Here is a 17390-nt window from a genome sequence, read left to right as displayed (position 1 = left end):
GCGTTGTCTTTATCAAATCGATAAGCAATACCTAACGTTTTGCCAGCAGAACAATCACGAAAACGCCTCCCAACCCGGCGGTAACAATCCCCACCGGCAGTTCCTGCGACGGCAGCAACACCCGGCTGAGGGTATCGCCGCCGCACAGCAGCGCCGCCCCCAGCAAGCCACACAGCGGGATCAGCCGCCGATGGCGCGCCCCGGCCAGCGGGCGGCACAGATGCGGCACCATCAGCCCGACAAACCCGATCACGCCGGTCAGCGACACCAGCAATGCCGTCGCCAGCGCGCAACACAGAAACACGTCGATCCGCAACCGGTTGACGTGAACCCCCAGCGACGCCGCCGTCTGCTCCCCGGCCAGCAGGCTATCCAGCGCCCGCCAGCGCGCCAGCACTAACCCAACCAGCAACGCCAGGCTACTTAACGCCACTGGCAGATTTTCCCAGCGCGCCAGCCCCAGCCCGCCCAGCGACCAGAACAGCACCGAACTGGCGGCACGCTGGTCGCCGGAGAACGCCAGATAACTGGTGAGCGCGCCAAACAAAAACGAAATAGCCAGCCCGCAGATCACCAGATGCTCGGCCTGCCGTCCCTGTCGTAGGAAAAACAGCAGCATCACCGCCAGCGCCGAGCAAATGCCGCCGCCAAACGCCGCGACCGGCAGCGTGAACGCGCCGAACCATTCGCCAAAACGGGTGATCACCAGCACCGCGCCCGCCGACGCGCCGGAGGACAAGCCGAACAGAAACGGATCCGCCAGATCGTTGCGGGTGGTGGTTTGCAGCAGTGCGCCGACCATCGCCAGCCCGGCGCCGGTGATCGCCGCCAGCAGGGTGCGCGGCAGGCGCAGTTCCAGCACGATGCGGCGCACGCTGTCCGGCGCGTCGCCGTGATCCGGCGTCAGCGCCGCCAGCACCTGCGCCAGCGGAATACGGATAGCGCCCACCGCGGTGCTGAACAGCATCATCGCCAGAAGCAGGGTTACTATCAGCAGGCAGATCAGCGTGTAATGACGGCGCGCCCTCATCGGGCCGCAGCCGGATAGAGCGCGTGAGCGAGCTTTTCAATCGCGTCGATATTGGCCGGCCCCGGCGTCAGCTCGGCGTATTGCAGCTTCAGATAGCGCTGATGCGCCACCGCCGGGGTGTGTTTCATCAGCGGGTGAGCCTCCAGAAAATGCTGCAACGCCGCCGCGCCGCCGCCGTTCTGGTAATCCAGCAGAATGATCAGATCCGGCTCCGCCGCTGCCACCGTTTCCCAGGAGGTGGTGGCCCAGCTTGCCGCCATACCGTCCATTACATTGCGGCCGCCCGCGGCGTCGATAATGGCGGTCGGCATGGCGTAAACGCCGCTGGTAAAGGGTTTATCCTCGCCGGAGTCATAGACGAATACCTTGAGCGGCGCCTGACCCGACGGCGGTGTAGGCAAGGCCGCCAGCCGTGCCTTCCACTGTTCCACCAGCGCCTGCGCCTGTTCCTCGCGGCCGAAAATTTTCCCCAGCGTCAGTTCGTCGCCGTACAGCAAATCCATGCTGGCGCGCGGACGATGCTGGTCTTCAAAAATACAGCTTTCACTCAGCACCAGCGTTTTGACGCCGTATTTCGCCAGCGTGTCCGGCGTGACGTCGCCGCCCACTTTCATGCCGTAGTTCCAGCCGGCGAAGAAGAAATCCGGACTGGCAGCCAGCAAGGTTTCCAGCGACGGGTATTTCGGCGACAACTCCGGAATCGTCCCCATTTGCCGGCGGAATTCCGGCGTCATCTTGTACCAGCCGCTGATGCCGGTCAGGCCGACAATCTGCGGTTGCAGATGCAGCGCAAACGCCATTTCGGACATGTTGAGATCGTTGATGATGGCGCGCTGCGGCGCCTGGGTGAAGGTCAGCGGCTTACCGCAACTCTGTACCGTCACCGGGAACCCCGACGCCTGCGCCGTGACGGCGCTCAATCCCAACAACAGCCCCATCAACGCGGCCGAACCGTTAACTAGCGACGCACCGCCGCATGATATTTTCATAGACTTCCTCTGGTAATGAATCCACACGCGCCTGCGGGCGCGTCAAACAAGCGAAACGGCAGGCCGGTTTCCGGATGCGGAACCGTGAAGCTGCGAATGCCGAACACCGGGTAGATACAATCGCTGGCGAGCGCCCGCGACGGCACATCCCAACATGCCTGTCGGCCCTGACACAGCACCAGCACCCGATCGGCGAACGGCTCCACCAGCGACAAATCGTGTAATACCGCCACCACGGCGATGCCGCGCTGCCGCACCAGCGCCAGCAGCGCCGCTCGACCAGGCGGGTCGAGATGGTTGGTCGGTTCGTCCAGCAGCAGCAGATCCGGGCGCTGCGCCAGCGCGCGCGCCAGAAACGCCCGCTGACGCTCCCCGCCGGACAGCGCCGCCAGGCTGCGCTGCCGTAGTGGCGACAAGCCGGTTTCATCCAGCACCTGCGCCACCGTGGCTTGTTGCGCCGACAGCGACAGCGCATTCGCATGCGGCAAACAGCCAAGCGACACGTACTCCTCCACCGTTAACGCGAGACTGGGGGAGTCATGCTGGCTCATCAGCGCGATACGTCGCGCCCGTTGCGCCCGGGACAGCTGCGCCAGCGGTTTATCGCCCAGCCAGACACAGCCGCTTGCCGGCGGCGGGTCGTGCAGCAACGCACGCAACAGCGTGGATTTGCCGCTGCCGTTAGGGCCGACAATCGCCAGGCACTCCCCGCTCCCGACCGTAAAATGAATATCGGTAAGCAAAGGCTGGCCGGCGTAATGCGCCACGTTCAAATGTTCTACCCGCAGTAAAGGCGGCATGGCCTGCCACATTCGAGAACGCCTCCTGACACTTTATTTTGTTATGTTATAACATAACAAAATAAAGACCACAAAACGCGGTCAACCCTGTCGGCGGATACGGCCGCGTGGCCGTCATGAACGCTTACAAACTGTACGATTGGGGGATGAAGACGAGGGATGCGCAGCAGAAAAGGTTATGTTATAACAAACCGTCATTATTCCTTCGCACCATGATTTACTTTGCAACCCACAGGCGGTCTGTCATGAAACTCAGGATGTCGCTGGTTTTTCTCTCATTTGCGGCGGCCAACGCTTCGGCGTTTCAGGCCAAACTGGCGCCGATCAACCCGAATGACGCCATGAAGCTGGCGCAGGTGGAAACGGCATTCAGCAACGGTCATGTCGCTACCGGCCAGCAAGCCGGTCAATTGGGTATCTGCGATGCCACATCGGTCAGCGGCTGCACCTGCCCGTTTTGCGCCCAGTTGAGAAGTATCGGTCGTTAAGCATCAGAGCCGGTTGTATCGTCGTTATCAACCGGCCTCGCTTGCACGCAACGACCGCTCCACCAGCGCCACCCACACCCGAACACCGCTGGCGATAATCTCATCGTTAAAATCGTATTCCGCATTGTGCAGCGAAGCCGATGGCGATGCGCCGTCCGCGCCCAGCCAGAAATAAGCGCCGGGGCAGGCCTGTAGCAGGTAAGAGAAATCTTCCGCCGCCATTGAAGGGGGCTGATTCCAGTGCACCCGCGTTGTGCCCAACGCCGCGATCGCCGCCTCGCGCACCGTCTCGGCCGCATCGGGCTGGTTCTGCGTTACCGGATAACCATTCCGCCAGCGCAACTCGCTTTGTACCCCCATCGGCTGCGGCACCGCCTGCACATACTCGCCAATCAGTTGCCGCGCCCGCTCGCGCGTGTGCGGCGTCAGACAACGCAGCGTGCCCGCCAGCGTGACCTGGCCCGGAATGGCGTTGACGGCCTCTCCGCCTTCGATGCGGGTGATGCTGATCACCGCCTGTTCCAGCGGCGACAACCGACGGGCGGTAATAGTCTGTAACGCCAGAATCAGCTGGGCGGCGGCCACGATCGGATCGGCGCCGCGCTCCGGCATCGCCGCATGGCATCCCACGCCGCTCAGAACAATGCGAAAACTGTCCTGCGAGGCCATCATCGGACCGGGGTTGACCGCCACCTCGCCCGCCGCCAGGCCCGGCCAGTTGTGCAGCGCATAGATCGCCTGCATCGGGAAACGCTCGAACAACCCTTCCTGCATCATCATTTTTCCGCCGCCGGCGTTCTCCTCTGCCGGCTGAAACACAAAATGCACCGTACCGCGAAAACCACGGGTCGCGCTCAGATGGCGCGCCGCCGCCAGCAGCATCGCGGTATGGCCATCGTGTCCGCAGGCGTGCATACAGCCTTCGGCACGGGAACGGTGGGGGAAGTGGTTCAGTTCATGAATCGGCAGCGCGTCCATGTCCGCCCGCAGGCCGATGGCCGGTCCGTCGCCACAGCGCAGCGTCCCGACGACGCCGGTCTGCGCCATTCCCTGATGCACCTCCAGCCCGAAGGACGCCAGCAGTTCGGCCACCCGCGCCGAAGTGCGGTGCTCGTGCAGGCCGATTTCCGGATGGGCATGAAAGTCACGCCGCCATTCGACAGCCTGCTCAATAATGTGCCGCGGGATCTCCGTCATCAGGCGTTCCTCACCTCATGTCCGTATCACAACGGCAACCGCACATCGCCCCGCCGTCAGGCGCGACAGCCCCGACAGTCAACCGTTCTGCCCCATGACATAACCCCATATTTCCTCCCGGCCGTCGACAATAAATGGAACAGATTGCGTCCATTCATCATAGGAGGCGGGAAAGGCGACAGCGAATCACATTTCATCATGAGTTATAGTGAAATTAATATAAGGCGGCGGACAATTAATTCTTTCAAAGAATAAAAATGACGCCTTGAAAAATGACCTCTGGCGTTATTTCCACCCGCTTTCGGGTATATTCCGACAAATGTTAATCGGTAAAAAGCAGGAATAGTCTGCTGATCAATGAGGTCATGGCAACGCAACAGGCCGTGATTTCTGAATGGCTGCCAGAGTTTGACTATGACGGGTATGGGAATGAGTCAGCGGTAAATACCCCAGACGCTATCCGCACGTTCACGCCAGCGCCTGCGCTCGCGCCAGCACTACGCTCAGCGGCAGGTGGGCTTCATATTGCTGCCATAGCTGCTGATACCAGCCTTCGTCGCCCAGCGTACGATGAATAGCAAGAATATTATGCTCGCACTGACGGGTAGCAACGGCATACAACCCTGGATCTCCCTGCGTCAGCACCGCTAACAAGCGGCGCATCTCCACCATGTACGGGCGGGCAAACACCGGGTCGTGCTCCAGTATATTGCGGCTGTTATCAATCAGGTCGCACAGCTTGATGCTCTGCGCCTCCGGGCAGGCGACGGCGCTGTGAAGCAAATTGGCGTTTTTGCGGTGAATGCGCTCGCCGCCGGTTTGCCGGGTGCGCACATCGGTCAGCATTTCCACATAACGCGCGACCTGAGTGCCAAACAATTCGGTCACCAGTTCCAGCGTCACGCCGGTATCTTCCACCGTATCGTGCAGCCAGGCGGCGGCAATCATTTCCGGCGATGGGTCAATCTGCATTAACAGGGCGACCACCGCCGCCGGATGAACAATATAGGGCTCGCCGGTATATTTCCGTTTCTGCTCACAGGCGGCATGCGCCGCGGTGGCGAATATCCTGGCTCGTTCAGTAAGTGTCATTTTCTGCTCCTTAAATGGAGTCAATGGCTATGCATTCGCGACGTCATCACAACACCGTGTCGCCGCCCCTGATACACAGGGCACAGCGATCATGATGCTGGAAAACGCCATCAGGCTATGGTTGGCTTATTATTTAAGAATAAACTATTTTTTATCGAAGAATAAACTCCGTGTGCAAGCACGGCGAATAGGCGACGCCGCATTCCCTGCTCGTTACGCTAAAGCACGATTGATAACCAGGCATTCATCTCCAGACGGCGCCTCCGCGACAATACGAGCGGTGGCTCAGACGCCACCGACATGTCGCCATTTATTCCCGTATTCCCGCGTTTCTCGCTTTCCACCCCAGCGGTCAGGTTTGCTGCGGCTTTATTCACCGGCATCGCTCAGATGATTTTTTCATCTTATTTACCCATCATCGAAAATAAATATCAGCAAAACTATTTCGCCTTTTTTATCCCCATATATAAAACAGGATTAGTAAATATAAAATTGACATCAACAGCTAATTATTAGAACGTAGCGGCTGCCATTCCTGTTCTCACCTCTGGGGAGTGGTTTTCGTCGACAGAAAATAACCATCTATTATCAGCAGGTATTATTTACACTGCCGAAAAAACGCTCGGCCATGGTCTGGTTGAGCCATAAAATAACCAGCATGGACAGGCACTACCTATTTTCTGTCGGTCAATTCATCTCATATTGAGAGTTATTTATATGAAACGGAAATCAGTTTTCACACGCCTCGCTCTGGGCGGCGCACTTTTGGCAGCCTCACTTTCTCAGGCGGCCATCGCGGCAGGCAGCTACACATCCAGCGTGGTACTGCCCAGCGTGTACGCCCGTAATTTCCTCGAAACCGCTGATGTCCCGGTTAAGGGCAATCCGCCGGCCACCGGTGCGATTACTTACGTCAGCTGGACATGGAATGTAGTGGGATATCCGCAAGGCCTGAGTGTTTATCTGTGTCAGGGCAGCACCAGCAATTGTGTTGATGTCTCCCGCACAAGAAGAATGTCAACCGAAGTATTTAAAGGCAAAAGCCCGGCACAGCCGTTCTTCTTTGCCATGCGCGTAGCCAGTGGCGGAACGGTACCGGTTTCCGGCCAGCAGGCGCAAGTCATCGTAAACTGGCAATAAATATTCAAACCGCAGGGAAGTATTTTGCTTCCCTGCTTTATTCTTAATCAAATCAAAGTAAATAATAAAATAGAAAATAAATAACAGCCTATATTAATGACATTTCAAAAAAATAAATTATTCGGCGGGAGCCGCCAGAGAACACCCCCCAAATATCTTCAACCGACATGAACGCAGAAACCCGCCCCACAAAACCTGATATCAACAATCTCTTCCACGCGGTTAAGCAAAGGTAAATACTGTTTTACGCGCTCGTATCAAAAAAAGGTCTGGTAATAAGTTATAAATAAAGCATCTTGTTTTTTAACCCTGCAAAGTGAAAGGTTAACGCCATACCCCCTTTTGTTGAGAGTAACGACCATGACCGCACTGGTTCGATAGCGGCGAGTTTCCCGATTTCACCGCCATTCGCATTTTTACCAATCCGTCCGGCTGGGTCGGGCATTTCACCGGCCGCCCGACGTTTTACTAACCGCCAGGCATAAAAAACGGGCTGCCGACAGGCTACCCGTTTGCTTTACCCGTTCACGTATTCCCCGTTCACTGACGAGCGTTATTTATTAGTCAGTTGCCAGACTCAAAAGGTTTCCCAGCCGTCGTTGCTGCTTTTGGCCTTTTTTGCGCCGGGGAGCGCCTTGGGCAACGCCGCCTGCGCAGAAGCCGGACGGGCCGCGATGTTGATAGCCGGGCGGCGTTCCGCGCCGTCGATACGAAACGCCGACACCGCTTCATTCAGCCCGGCGGCCTGTTCGGCCAGCGACGCGGCGGCGGCGGTAGCCTGCTCCACCAGCGCGGCGTTCTGCTGGGTAACATTATCGATAGAGTTAATCGCCTGCCCGACCTGATCGATGCCTTTGCTCTGTTCCTGCGACGCCACCGAAATTTCCGCCATAATATCCGTCACGCTGGTCACGGCGTTGACGATATCCTGCATGGTTTCCCCGGCGCGGCTGACCTGACCGGAGCCGGTTTCCACCAGCGACACGGATTCGGTAATCAACCCTTCGATCTCTTTGGCCGCCTGAGCGCTGCGCTGCGCCAGCGAGCGCACCTCACCCGCCACTACCGCAAAACCACGCCCCTGTTCGCCGGCGCGCGCGGCTTCTACCGCGGCGTTGAGCGCCAGGATGTTGGTCTGGAAGGCGATACCGTTGATGATGTTGGTGATTTCGGAAATCTTCTTCGAACTCTGATGGATATTGCCCATGGTTTTCACCACGCTGTCCACCAGTTCGCCGCCCTGCCGCGCTTTACCGGAGGCATTGCCGGCCAGTTGGCTGGCATGGTTGGCGTTGTCGGCGTTATGGCGCACGGTGGAAGTCAGCTCTTCCATGCTGGAGGCGGTCTGTTCCAGCGCGGATGCCTGTTCCTCCGTGCGGGAAGAAAGGTCGCTGTTGCCGGCGGAAATTTCGGTAATGCCCTGATAAATGGCTTCCACCCCGTGGCGCACGTTGCTGACGGTGCGCGCCAGCGACTGCTGCATGTTCTGCAAATACTGCCCCAGTTGACCGACTTCGCCGCGCCCCCACTGTGCCAGCGGCATGGTGAGATCGCCGGAGGCGATGTGTTCGATACGTTCAACCAGCGAGCGCATCGGTTTGATAATCACCCGGCGCAGGCACAGGTAGGTAAACAACGACACCAGCACCGCCACCACAAAGCTGGCGGCCATCACGCTGTAACCCAACACTGACTCTTGCTGCGCCTCGCTGTTGAGCGCTTCCGCCCGCTGGGTGCGGATCGCCACCACTTTCAGCAACACCTCGTTGTAGGCCAGGTCAAGCTTACGGGTCTGTTTCCATTCGGTGGTGACCACATCGTCGTAGCGGCCGGTTTTCACCGCATCCAGCATTGGCCTGACGCCATTGTTGACGTAGTCGTTGTAGCGCTGCTGTAGCGCGTCATCCAGCGCCAGATCGGCCGGGGTTTTTACTTCACGACTCTGGTAGGTGGCAAAGCTGTCAGCCGACTGTTTCAGACGGCCTTCCGCCTGCTGGATACTGCTGCTGGCGGTGTCTTTATCGCCATCCTTGGCGGCGGCGGCGGCCTGAATCAACATCAGCCGGGCGGTACGTAAGTGGTTGGAACTGTTGGAAACCCCCAGACGGACCTGAATTTCCGCCGTCACGTCATTGAGAGAACTGTTGCTGCGCATCAAAAAATGGACCGAGAACCCTATCGCCAACGCGAACAGGATCAGAATGACGCCGATGATCGAACTGAACATCGGCATCAGCCGCCAGTGGTGCCAGAAACTCACACCGGGCGACGAAGGAGACTGAGCGGTTGTATTCATCATTTTTTCCTTTAAGAGGGTACGTTTATGCTGATTTTATACAAAACATTACATTAGTTATCGGCATGTTAACGCGGGGGATTAATGAATACAGCGGGAACGGCGTCGAAAAAAACGCATTTCAACAAAAAACCAAGAGGAAAGCACCGAACTTAATCAATTGATTTAAAATGATAAAATAAAATCCATTATAAAAACATGGGGAAATAACCCGCACCGGCAGGTTAAAATTGAGGCGGTTGCACAAACCAAAACACATCAGCCAACATGAAATATTACATCCGGATACAGTTTTGCATCCGGATAACAAGCCAGAAAATACGTCGCCAGGACGGAGAAACCAAAACCGGGTACGTTTTTAGTTACCGATTTCCGTTTCCGGGTCAACGTTGAACGCCCGAAAACGCTCGGCGTAAGCCCCTTCTCGCTCGGCAAATCGCAACGCGCGGGCGCGCTCCACCACAATCTCGTCGGCCACCGGCTGTTGCGACAGCAAAGCCAGCGTTTCATCAATAAAGTCCGGCAACGGCATGGCGCGCGGGTCATAACCCCAGTCGCCCTGCAATCCGGTCTGCACCCAGGGCGGAATAATCTCGATGACCTGCACCGTCGTCTGGCGCAACTGGCAGCGCAGCGCGTCGGTGTAGGCATGCAGCGCCGCTTTGCTGGCGCAATAGGTTGGGGTAATCGCCTGCGGCAGAAACGCCAGCTCCGACGTCACGTTCAGCACCGCCGCGTGCGGCTGCCGCAGCAAATGCGGAATCAGTGCACCGGTTAGCCACAGCGGCCCCAGCAGGTTGGTCGACACCGTGTCGTCGATCAGCTGCGGGTCCGGCCGGGTCAGGTCTTCGCGTCGCTGAATACCGGCGTTATTGATCAGCACATTGAGCGCCGGATAATCCTGCGTCAGTTGCCCGACAAAAGCGCTGATGGCCGCGGGATCGCGCTGATCCAGCACCCGCCAGGCCATGCCGGGAAAATCGGCCGCCGCCTGTCGCAACGCCGCCTCGCGCCGTCCGGCGATGATCACCTGGTTGCCCCGCTGGTGAAACGCCGCCGCCAGCCCCAGCCCGATACCCGAGCCGCCGCCGGTAATCAGTATCGTGTTGCCGGTCATCTTCATGTTCGTCGCTCCCTGTTGTCGTGACGTCAATGGCATCCTGTTCAACCAAACAGAAACGTGGTGATATCGTTTTCCCGCAATTGGTAGGTTCCCGAGAAACGACGCCCCGCCAGATAAGCCGGCGACAGGTCGGTCAGCAATTGCAGCGTGAAGGTCTGCTGTGCGGTATCCAGCCCGACCATGCGGACATCCAGAAAATCGAAATAACGTTTTACCTGTGGATACAATGCCTTGTACAGGCTCTCTTTGGCGGAAAAACTCAGCGTCAGCATACTGGCGAAACTGATGGGGTTGTGGGAATGCAGCCAGTCATACTCAATCTCATCGGCGATGCCGGGCCACAGATTATTGGCGCGTTCGACATCCATCCGGGTTTCAATATCCAGCCCAACGCAGGACCCGTCATGGCGGCATTGATGCGCGGCGCACAGCACGCTATCGACGTTGTGGCTGAGCGAACCGGCGATACGCTCCGGCCATTGCGGCGAGCGATCGGCCGCGCTGGTCAGCACATAGTCATTCACCCCCAGCCGGGATAACACCGCCTTTGCCAGATAACGCCCCGCCAGATACTCCGCCCGGCGTTTCGGCACCGAGCGCGCGATTTCCGTCGGGATGGGAATACCGGCCCGAAAAAACAGCTCATCGCGGTACGCCGACAGGTCGAAATGACAGCGTGCGCAATGCCCAGGGTAAGTGGTTTCATTGCCGGCCTGGCGAACGGTCAACCACTCGATATTATTGATAAATGAAGAAAGCATGTCACTGCACTCTGCAACCGGGTGTGAGCCGTCCACTATCAGGCTCTCCGGTAAATAAGACGATGTATCGCCGACTGAACGTAAGCGCATCCGGCGAAACACCGACCGCCGTTACGCCAGCGCCGACGAAAAGAAACCGGCGATGCTGGCGCTCATCAGGTTGGACAACGTCTGCGCCGATGCCGTCAAGGATACCGTAAAGTAAAGCAATTGATGCAATAAACGCCAGTATTATGGCGTCGGCGTTCAGCGTCAACGGCGAGCCTAAGACCACGACGGCGGCATCAGGCGGGTTGGTGAGGCTCCAGCGACTGCAACCCCGGAAATAACCGCAGGGTGTTGGCGAGAATAGCGCCTGCAATGACCTGCGGCCACTCCGGACGTAATTCGCACAGCGTTTCGAACACCGAAGTAATACGCTCCGGGCGATTCGGTTGCCCCTGAAACCCGCACACCGGCATATCCGGCGCATCCGTCTCCAACAGCAGCCGGTCGAGCGGCAGGCGCGCAATCGCCTGACGGGTCTTGTTGGCGCGCGGATACGTGATGGTGCCGCCCACGCCGATGTAGTAACCAAGGCGGATAAAGGTCATCGCCTGATCGTAGCTGCCGGCAAAACCGTGTACCACGCCGGTACAGGGAACCGGGTAGCGGCGCAGTATTTGCGCCAGTTGATCGTGACTGCGGCGGGAATGGAGGATAACCGGCAGATCGCGCTGGGCCGCCAGCTTAAGTTGCGCGCCCAAAAACGCTTTCTGCCGTTCGAATTGCGGTTCCGGCATGTAAAGATCCAGGCCGATCTCCCCCACCGCTACCAAACGGGGATGCGGCTGCGCCAGCAGGGACGCCAGTTCGGCCAGATGGGCTTCCTGATGCCCGGCGATATACAGCGGATGCAGCCCCAGCGCGGCATACAGTGCAGGCCAACGCTGACTGAGTTCCAGCACCCGCTCAAAATGTTCGGCGGCCACGGCCGGCACAATCAGGCGGTGGACGCCCGCCTGCGCCGCCTGCGCCAGACTACCGGCGTCATTTTCAGCGAACAGGGGAAAATCAAAGTGGCAATGGGTATCGATAAACCCGACGTTGTTCGCCGCCTGCGCGCGGTCGGGTTCCCCGGCCGTCATCGCGTCACCGGATAACGCGTCATCGGATAATGCGTCATCGGATAAATAGTAGGTGGGCAACGGTTATCCCTCAGTGCAGACTGTCATGCTCCGAGGATACCTCGTCCTGCTCTTTTCCGTAATATTCCTGCATCACACCGGCCAGAAAACCGTGATTTCCCGACACCCAGGCGCCGTCGCTGTCAAAGCACTCGGCCCACAGCTCCCACAAACACCCTTTCCATTGCTTCCATCTGCCGATGGCGACATCCAGATTCATCATGATGACCCCCAGAACAGGACAAAAATCGGACAAAAAACGGCATGGAAAGTGTGGCGGAAAAATATGACAACCGTATGGCTTCGTCTTCAGACAAGCTATGGCCGGCGTCGGCCCATCAACAAACTGAGCAGAAACAGGATAATCCCCACCACAAACACGATTTTGGCCGCCATCGCAGCCGTACCGGCCAGGCTGCCAAACCCGAGCGCAGCGGCGATCACTGCGATAATGAGAAAAATAATGCCCCAGCGAAACATCAGACCTCCTTGCGTGCGAAAAGGCGAGGGTTGCCGTCGCCAGTACGCCCCGAATTTGGGCAGCATACGTCGGGCGACGGTCCGCGGTCAGTCAGAAAGGGATAACGGCGGCGCACATTACGCCGCCGCGCTGTCGCCGGTGCTCCGGCGGCGAGACGCGTCAGGATTTCACCGTCAGCTCATTCTTAACGCTTTTGACGCCGCTGACGGCTTTGGCGATGGCTTCCGCCCGATCGGCCTGCGCCCGGCTCGTCACCTGACCGGTCAACAACACGATACCGTCGTGGGTTTCTACCTTAACGTGGCGGGAAGGGACAATGTCATCCGCCAGCAGTTTGGCCTTGATGGTGCTGGTGGTGAGGGTATCGTCTGCATAGCTGCCGACCGACTGTACGCCGCTGTCATCCTTCACCTGTAATTTGTCACTGACCGACTTGACGCCTTCGGTCTGGGCGGCGATTTTCACCGCGCCGGTCGCCATCTGCTGGCTGCTGATAAAGCCGCTAAGCGTCACCACGCCATCGCGGGTGGAAACGGAAATGTCATTGCCGTCGAGCGTTTCATCTTTCAGCAACGCGCTTTTCACTCTGGCGGTGAGAGTGCTGTCATCCACATAGCCTACGGCCTGCTGTACGGAACTATCGATTTTTTTACCGGCGGTATCCGCGATACGCTGCGCCTGCTGCGCCAACGTTTCCTGTTCAGCCAATGCCTGACCGCCCGCCAGTACCGTACCCAGAACCACCGTCGCCAGCGAAAATGCAAATTTGGTTGGAAATGCAAATTTGGTCGAAAGTGCAATCTTGGTCTTTTTCATCGATACCTTCCTTATCGTTATTGCCTGTTTCACAACAGGTTTACCCATCAACCCGGAGCGATCTGTCATGATCAGTCAGATTATCGCGTTAATTAAACGAATAAAAACAACATAACAAACCGACGCATAAGCCAATGGTAGTTAAATGAACCAAAAACGTAACACAGCGTTAACTATAGCTAATGCGAGTGAAAAGCCCAGCGCGGAGCGGCCGACAAGCGGTGATTTCAGATTTGTCCGTGGCGGAAAAACCGACCGGAAAGCAACGGCAAGATATTGATCGTTAAGGAATGATAGAAAATTTGCCCACTCCGGACGGAGTGGGCGGTAAACCGGCGATTAATGCTCGCGGGTTTTATGGAACTTCACGTCAGGATAACGTTCCTGCGCCAGGTTGAGGTTAACCATGGTCGGCGCCACATATGCCAGATTGTCGCCGCCATCAAGCGCCAGATACTGTTCATTCTTGCGCTTGAACTCTTCGAATTTCTTCACGTCGCCGCACTCGACCCAACGGGCCGTGGAGACGTTCACCGACTCGTATATCGCTTCCACGTTGTATTCGGTTTTCAGGCGCGCCACCACCACGTCAAACTGCAGCACCCCAACCGCACCCACGATCAGATCGTTGTTGATCAGCGGACGGAACACCTGCACCGCGCCCTCTTCGGACAGCTGCACCAACCCTTTCAGCAGCTGTTTCTGCTTGAGCGGGTCACGCAGGCGGATACGACGAAACAGTTCCGGTGCAAAGTTGGGAATACCGGTGAATTTCAGATCTTCACCCTGGGTAAAGGTATCGCCGATCTGAATGGTGCCGTGGTTGTGCAAACCGATGATATCGCCCGGATAGGCTTCTTCCACGTGGGAACGGTCGCCCGCCATGAAGGTCAGCGCGTCGGAGATCACCACGTCTTTGCCGGTGCGCACCTGACGCAGTTTCATGCCTTTCTCGTACCGGCCGGACACCACACGCATGAACGCTACGCGGTCGCGGTGTTTCGGGTCCATATTGGCCTGAATCTTGAACACAAAGCCGCTGAACTTCTCTTCGTCGGCGCTGACCACGCGCGCGTCGGTCTTACGCGGCATCGGCGTGGGCGCCCATGCCACCAGCCCATCCAGCATATGGTCTACGCCAAAGTTGCCCAGCGCGGTGCCGAAGAACACCGGCGTCAATTCGCCGTTCAGGAACGCGTCCTGCTCAAATTCGTGGGACGCGCCTTTTACCAGTTCCAGCTCATCGCGCAACTGCGCGGCCAGATCCTCGCCCACCGCCTGATCCAGTTCCGGATTATCCAGCCCTTTAACGATGCGCACGGCCTGAATGGTGTGGCCCATACCGCTCTGATAAAGATAGGTTTCATCCTTATAGAGGTGGTAAACGCCCTTGAACAGCTTACCGCAGCCGATCGGCCAGGTAATCGGCGCACAGGCGATGTTCAGCTCGCTTTCCACTTCGTCCAACACTTCCATCGGGTCGCGGATATCGCGGTCGAGCTTGTTCATAAAGGTCAGGATCGGCGTGTCGCGCAGACGGGTGACTTCCATCAGTTTGCGGGTCCGATCCTCAACGCCCTTGGCGGCGTCGATCACCATCAGGCAGCAGTCGACGGCGGTCAGCGTACGGTAGGTATCTTCGGAAAAGTCTTCGTGCCCCGGCGTATCCAGCAGGTTGACCAGGCATTCGCGGTAAGGGAACTGCATCACCGAGGTGGTGATCGAGATACCGCGCTGCTTTTCCATCTCCATCCAGTCGGATTTGGCGTGCTGGCTGGAGCCGCGTCCTTTCACCGTACCGGCGACCTGAATCGCCTGTCCGAACAGCAACACCTTTTCCGTAATGGTGGTTTTACCGGCGTCGGGGTGAGAGATAATGGCGAATGTCCGACGTTTCGAGACTTCGCGTGCGTATTCACTTGGAGACATGTTATTCAGGCTTCTTTAATAGTTAGCCGCCCGACACGCGCATCGCACGCCGTATCAGGCAAGGCGGAAAATACAGACACAAGCTGTCTAATGCCAATCAGTTAAGCCATCAGCGCACGCAGTAAGCGCAGCCGCATGACCGAAGGATTCCATTAAGCACTTTTACACGCGTTTTCCCCCACACAGGCTTAAGTGACAGGCATAAGTAGCGACAGACATAAATAAGTCGTCCATTTTCCCCGATTTGCCAGCCCGGCACAATCAATCATAACGTAAACACCATCGACCATAACGCCAACGTAATCGACCATAACGTAAACACAATCGGTGATAACGCAAACAGCGCATTAGGCACGCCGTCTGATAATAACATTCAGAAACATTTGTAAAGATCTCTTTTACACTTACCGATAACAAACGGGCTAACGCTTACCATCGTTAAGGAGAGAGCATGAGTCTGTCTGTTACCAATGCGGGTTATAGCAGTTCTCAAACCCAAAACGCCACGTCATCCGCCGCCGCGCAAAGCGCCGACACGGCGAAAGTCGATCCCCTGACCGGAAAAACCATTCAATTACCCACCAGCATCAAGGTGTCTGAAGAAACGCTGGCGCGCTGGCGCAGCGCCACGCCGCTGAACGGCTCGCTGAGCAAGGAAGAACAGGAAAAACTGGCGCTCAGCATTCGCGATCTGCGCAACGATGTGATTACGCGCACCTCCTCCGGCGTCAGTCTGAACAACCCGCTGTTTAACGACCCCGTCACGTCCAGCGACGGTCTGACGTTCAGCAGTTGGGCCAATAATCTTAAAACCGATAGCGGCATCAGCAAGGAAGACCTCCTGACGCTGGTCCACGATGTGCTGGCCTACGGCTTCGCCGAGCAACAGAGCAATATCACCAGCGCCATGCAGTTGAGCGTGAAAAAAGCCGAACTGACCGCGATCAAAGACAAGTATCTGAGCAGCAGCTACCAGCAGCAGGCGGAAACGGCCATCAACAGCTACATCAATCAGAAAATCACCGATGAAGACACCATCGGCAAGGCGCTGATGGAAGGGGAATACCGCATTGGCATCGAAGTAGGCGATACCGCTCGCGCGGTGTGGGCGCAAAGCCAGCTACAAAAATACAGCACCGGCGCCAGCGATTTGCAGGTCAAACGCCAGCAAATCTTCGCGCTAGCGAGCGGCGGCAACGTTGACGACTGGTTCGATAGTTTCAGTCATTACCTGCAGGCCTCGTCCTACGGCAGCGACTGGGAACAACAGAACATTGATGGGTTGCAAAACCAGTGGCAACAGTTCCGCCAGCGTCTGGGCTAATGCACACCACGCTATTATGATCCACACCGATAATAACATTTAGAAACATATGTAAAGATCTAATTTACACTTACCGATAACAGACAGGCTAACGCTTAATTGCTTTTAAGGAGAGAGTATGAGCTTGTCTGTTATCAATACGGGTTATAGCAATTCTCAAACCCAGAGCCCCACTACGTCAGCCGCTAACACGTCAATCGGCAATCCGGTCAAGATTGTCGATCGGAATGGAACAACGGTTGACTCCGCCACCACCGAATTATCCGCAGAAGCACAGGCTCGCCTGGATAACTTCATTAACATGTTAAAAAGCAAGAGTACGCAGCAAGGCGGCACGCTTGAAGAGGAACTGGCAAAACAGCTGCGCGATCTCAGAGAGGCCCGCGCGATCCCTACCGGCAACACCGGTGATCCGGCCCAGGCGATCGACATAGTCGGGACGCCCATCGTGATGATCCCGGGCGTCAATATGAACCACCCGCTGTTCACCGACCGTTTTCTGACCGATGAATCGGCGGTATTCGGCGTCTGGGCCAATAATCTCAAGCCCGACAGCGGCATTAGCAAAGATGACTTTCTCGATCTCGTTCACAGCGCCTTGTCTAATACCCCACTGCCCACCTGGAGCAGCGTCACCGACAACCTGGAGTTGCCGATCAAACAGGCCAAGCTGGAAGCGCTGAAAAACCGCTACATCGACGGCAATTACCAGCAGCAGGCCAGCTAGGATATTGCGCAGTACGTCAGTGACCGGGTCG

The 17390-nt window shown here is 57.3% G+C and carries 17 protein-coding genes and 1 pseudogene; 5 read left to right on the top strand and 13 right to left on the bottom strand.

Annotation, left to right across the window (positions count from 1 at the left end):
- Positions 1 to 31 precede the first annotated feature (31 nt).
- From DDA898_RS02945 to DDA898_RS02935, 3 genes are read right to left on the bottom strand one after another with little or no spacing between them, the layout of a single operon-like run.
- Positions 32 to 1030, bottom strand: a complete 999-nt coding sequence (locus DDA898_RS02945; RefSeq protein ID WP_038910164.1) for a FecCD family ABC transporter permease — start codon at positions 1028 to 1030, stop codon at positions 32 to 34.
- Positions 1027 to 1968 (bottom strand): ABC transporter substrate-binding protein, encoded by a 942-nt coding sequence (locus tag DDA898_RS02940; RefSeq protein ID WP_038912408.1) that lies wholly within the window; start codon positions 1966 to 1968, stop codon positions 1027 to 1029. Before DDA898_RS02940 ends, DDA898_RS02945 begins: the two co-directional genes overlap by 4 nt.
- Before the next feature lie 47 nt (positions 1969 to 2015).
- Positions 2016 to 2831, bottom strand: coding sequence for an ABC transporter ATP-binding protein (locus DDA898_RS02935; RefSeq protein ID WP_038910163.1), 816 nt, complete (start codon positions 2829 to 2831; stop codon positions 2016 to 2018).
- Between the two features lie 233 nt (positions 2832 to 3064).
- Between DDA898_RS02935 and DDA898_RS02930 the strand changes: the two genes are divergently transcribed.
- Complete coding sequence (locus tag DDA898_RS02930) at positions 3065 to 3307, top strand: hypothetical protein (protein ID WP_038910162.1); 243 nt, start codon at positions 3065 to 3067, stop codon at positions 3305 to 3307.
- Positions 3308 to 3334: 27 nt separating this feature from the next.
- Here DDA898_RS02930 and DDA898_RS02925 read toward each other — a convergent pair whose 3' ends face one another.
- Both DDA898_RS02925 and DDA898_RS02920 read right to left on the bottom strand, forming a co-directional pair.
- Entirely contained in the window at positions 3335 to 4504 is a 1170-nt protein-coding gene (locus tag DDA898_RS02925) for a M20 aminoacylase family protein (protein ID WP_038910161.1), read from the bottom strand.
- Positions 4505 to 4972: 468 nt separating this feature from the next.
- Positions 4973 to 5596, bottom strand: coding sequence for an HD domain-containing protein (locus DDA898_RS02920; protein WP_038900202.1), 624 nt, complete (start codon positions 5594 to 5596; stop codon positions 4973 to 4975).
- A 717-nt stretch (positions 5597 to 6313) separates the two neighbouring features.
- On the opposite strand from DDA898_RS02920, the gene DDA898_RS02915 reads away from it, so the two are divergent.
- Entirely contained in the window at positions 6314 to 6736 is a 423-nt protein-coding gene (locus tag DDA898_RS02915) for a flagellar protein FlhE (protein ID WP_050570170.1), read from the top strand.
- 367 nt (positions 6737 to 7103) lie between these two features.
- A pseudogene (locus DDA898_RS21965) lies at positions 7104 to 7208 on the top strand (cupin); the annotation flags it as partial.
- Between the two features lie 105 nt (positions 7209 to 7313).
- Here DDA898_RS21965 and DDA898_RS02910 read toward each other — a convergent pair.
- The 8 genes from DDA898_RS02910 to prfC all read right to left on the bottom strand — a co-directional run bounded on the left by DDA898_RS02910 (position 7314) and on the right by prfC (position 15308).
- Positions 7314 to 9032, bottom strand: coding sequence for a methyl-accepting chemotaxis protein (locus DDA898_RS02910; protein ID WP_050570168.1), 1719 nt, complete (start codon positions 9030 to 9032; stop codon positions 7314 to 7316).
- A 358-nt stretch (positions 9033 to 9390) separates the two neighbouring features.
- Positions 9391 to 10155 (bottom strand): SDR family oxidoreductase, encoded by a 765-nt coding sequence (locus DDA898_RS02905; RefSeq protein ID WP_013316202.1) that lies wholly within the window; start codon positions 10153 to 10155, stop codon positions 9391 to 9393.
- 41 nt (positions 10156 to 10196) lie between these two features.
- A complete protein-coding gene (locus tag DDA898_RS02900) occupies positions 10197 to 10916 on the bottom strand; it encodes a 4'-phosphopantetheinyl transferase family protein (RefSeq protein ID WP_038910160.1) in 720 nt (239 codons plus the stop codon).
- Between the two features lie 284 nt (positions 10917 to 11200).
- A complete protein-coding gene (locus DDA898_RS02890) occupies positions 11201 to 12043 on the bottom strand; it encodes a TatD family hydrolase (protein WP_042318723.1) in 843 nt (280 codons plus the stop codon).
- Between the two features lie 70 nt (positions 12044 to 12113).
- The gene (locus tag DDA898_RS02885; protein WP_038902526.1) at positions 12114 to 12302 is read right to left on the bottom strand and encodes a CsbD family protein; all 189 of its coding nucleotides are present in this window, start codon (positions 12300 to 12302) and stop codon (positions 12114 to 12116) included.
- A gap of 98 nt (positions 12303 to 12400) precedes the next feature.
- Positions 12401 to 12562, bottom strand: a complete 162-nt coding sequence (locus tag DDA898_RS21960) for a DUF1328 domain-containing protein (RefSeq protein WP_013316198.1) — start codon at positions 12560 to 12562, stop codon at positions 12401 to 12403.
- A gap of 160 nt (positions 12563 to 12722) precedes the next feature.
- On the bottom strand, positions 12723 to 13379 hold the full coding sequence (gene osmY / locus DDA898_RS02880; protein WP_050570167.1) for a molecular chaperone OsmY: 657 nt from the start codon (positions 13377 to 13379) through the stop codon (positions 12723 to 12725).
- Positions 13380 to 13718: 339 nt separating this feature from the next.
- Positions 13719 to 15308 carry a peptide chain release factor 3 gene (gene prfC, locus DDA898_RS02875; protein WP_013316196.1) on the bottom strand — a complete coding sequence of 530 codons (1590 nt, stop codon included), beginning with the start codon at positions 15306 to 15308 and terminating at the stop codon, positions 13719 to 13721.
- 451 nt (positions 15309 to 15759) lie between these two features.
- Here prfC and DDA898_RS02870 point away from each other — a divergent pair, with 451 nt between their 5' ends.
- On the top strand, positions 15760 to 16632 hold the full coding sequence (locus DDA898_RS02870) for a hypothetical protein (protein ID WP_038910157.1): 873 nt from the start codon (positions 15760 to 15762) through the stop codon (positions 16630 to 16632).
- A gap of 118 nt (positions 16633 to 16750) precedes the next feature.
- Positions 16751 to 17359, top strand: a complete 609-nt coding sequence (locus DDA898_RS22720) for a hypothetical protein (protein ID WP_050570166.1) — start codon at positions 16751 to 16753, stop codon at positions 17357 to 17359.
- Positions 17360 to 17390: the final 31 nt, after the last annotated feature.

Source organism: Dickeya dadantii NCPPB 898 (assembly GCF_000406145.1).
Taxonomy (GTDB): domain Bacteria; phylum Pseudomonadota; class Gammaproteobacteria; order Enterobacterales; family Enterobacteriaceae; genus Dickeya; species Dickeya dadantii.
The sequence above is the reverse complement of the archived record's forward strand: the minus strand, read 5'-3'. Positions and strand labels throughout refer to the sequence as shown.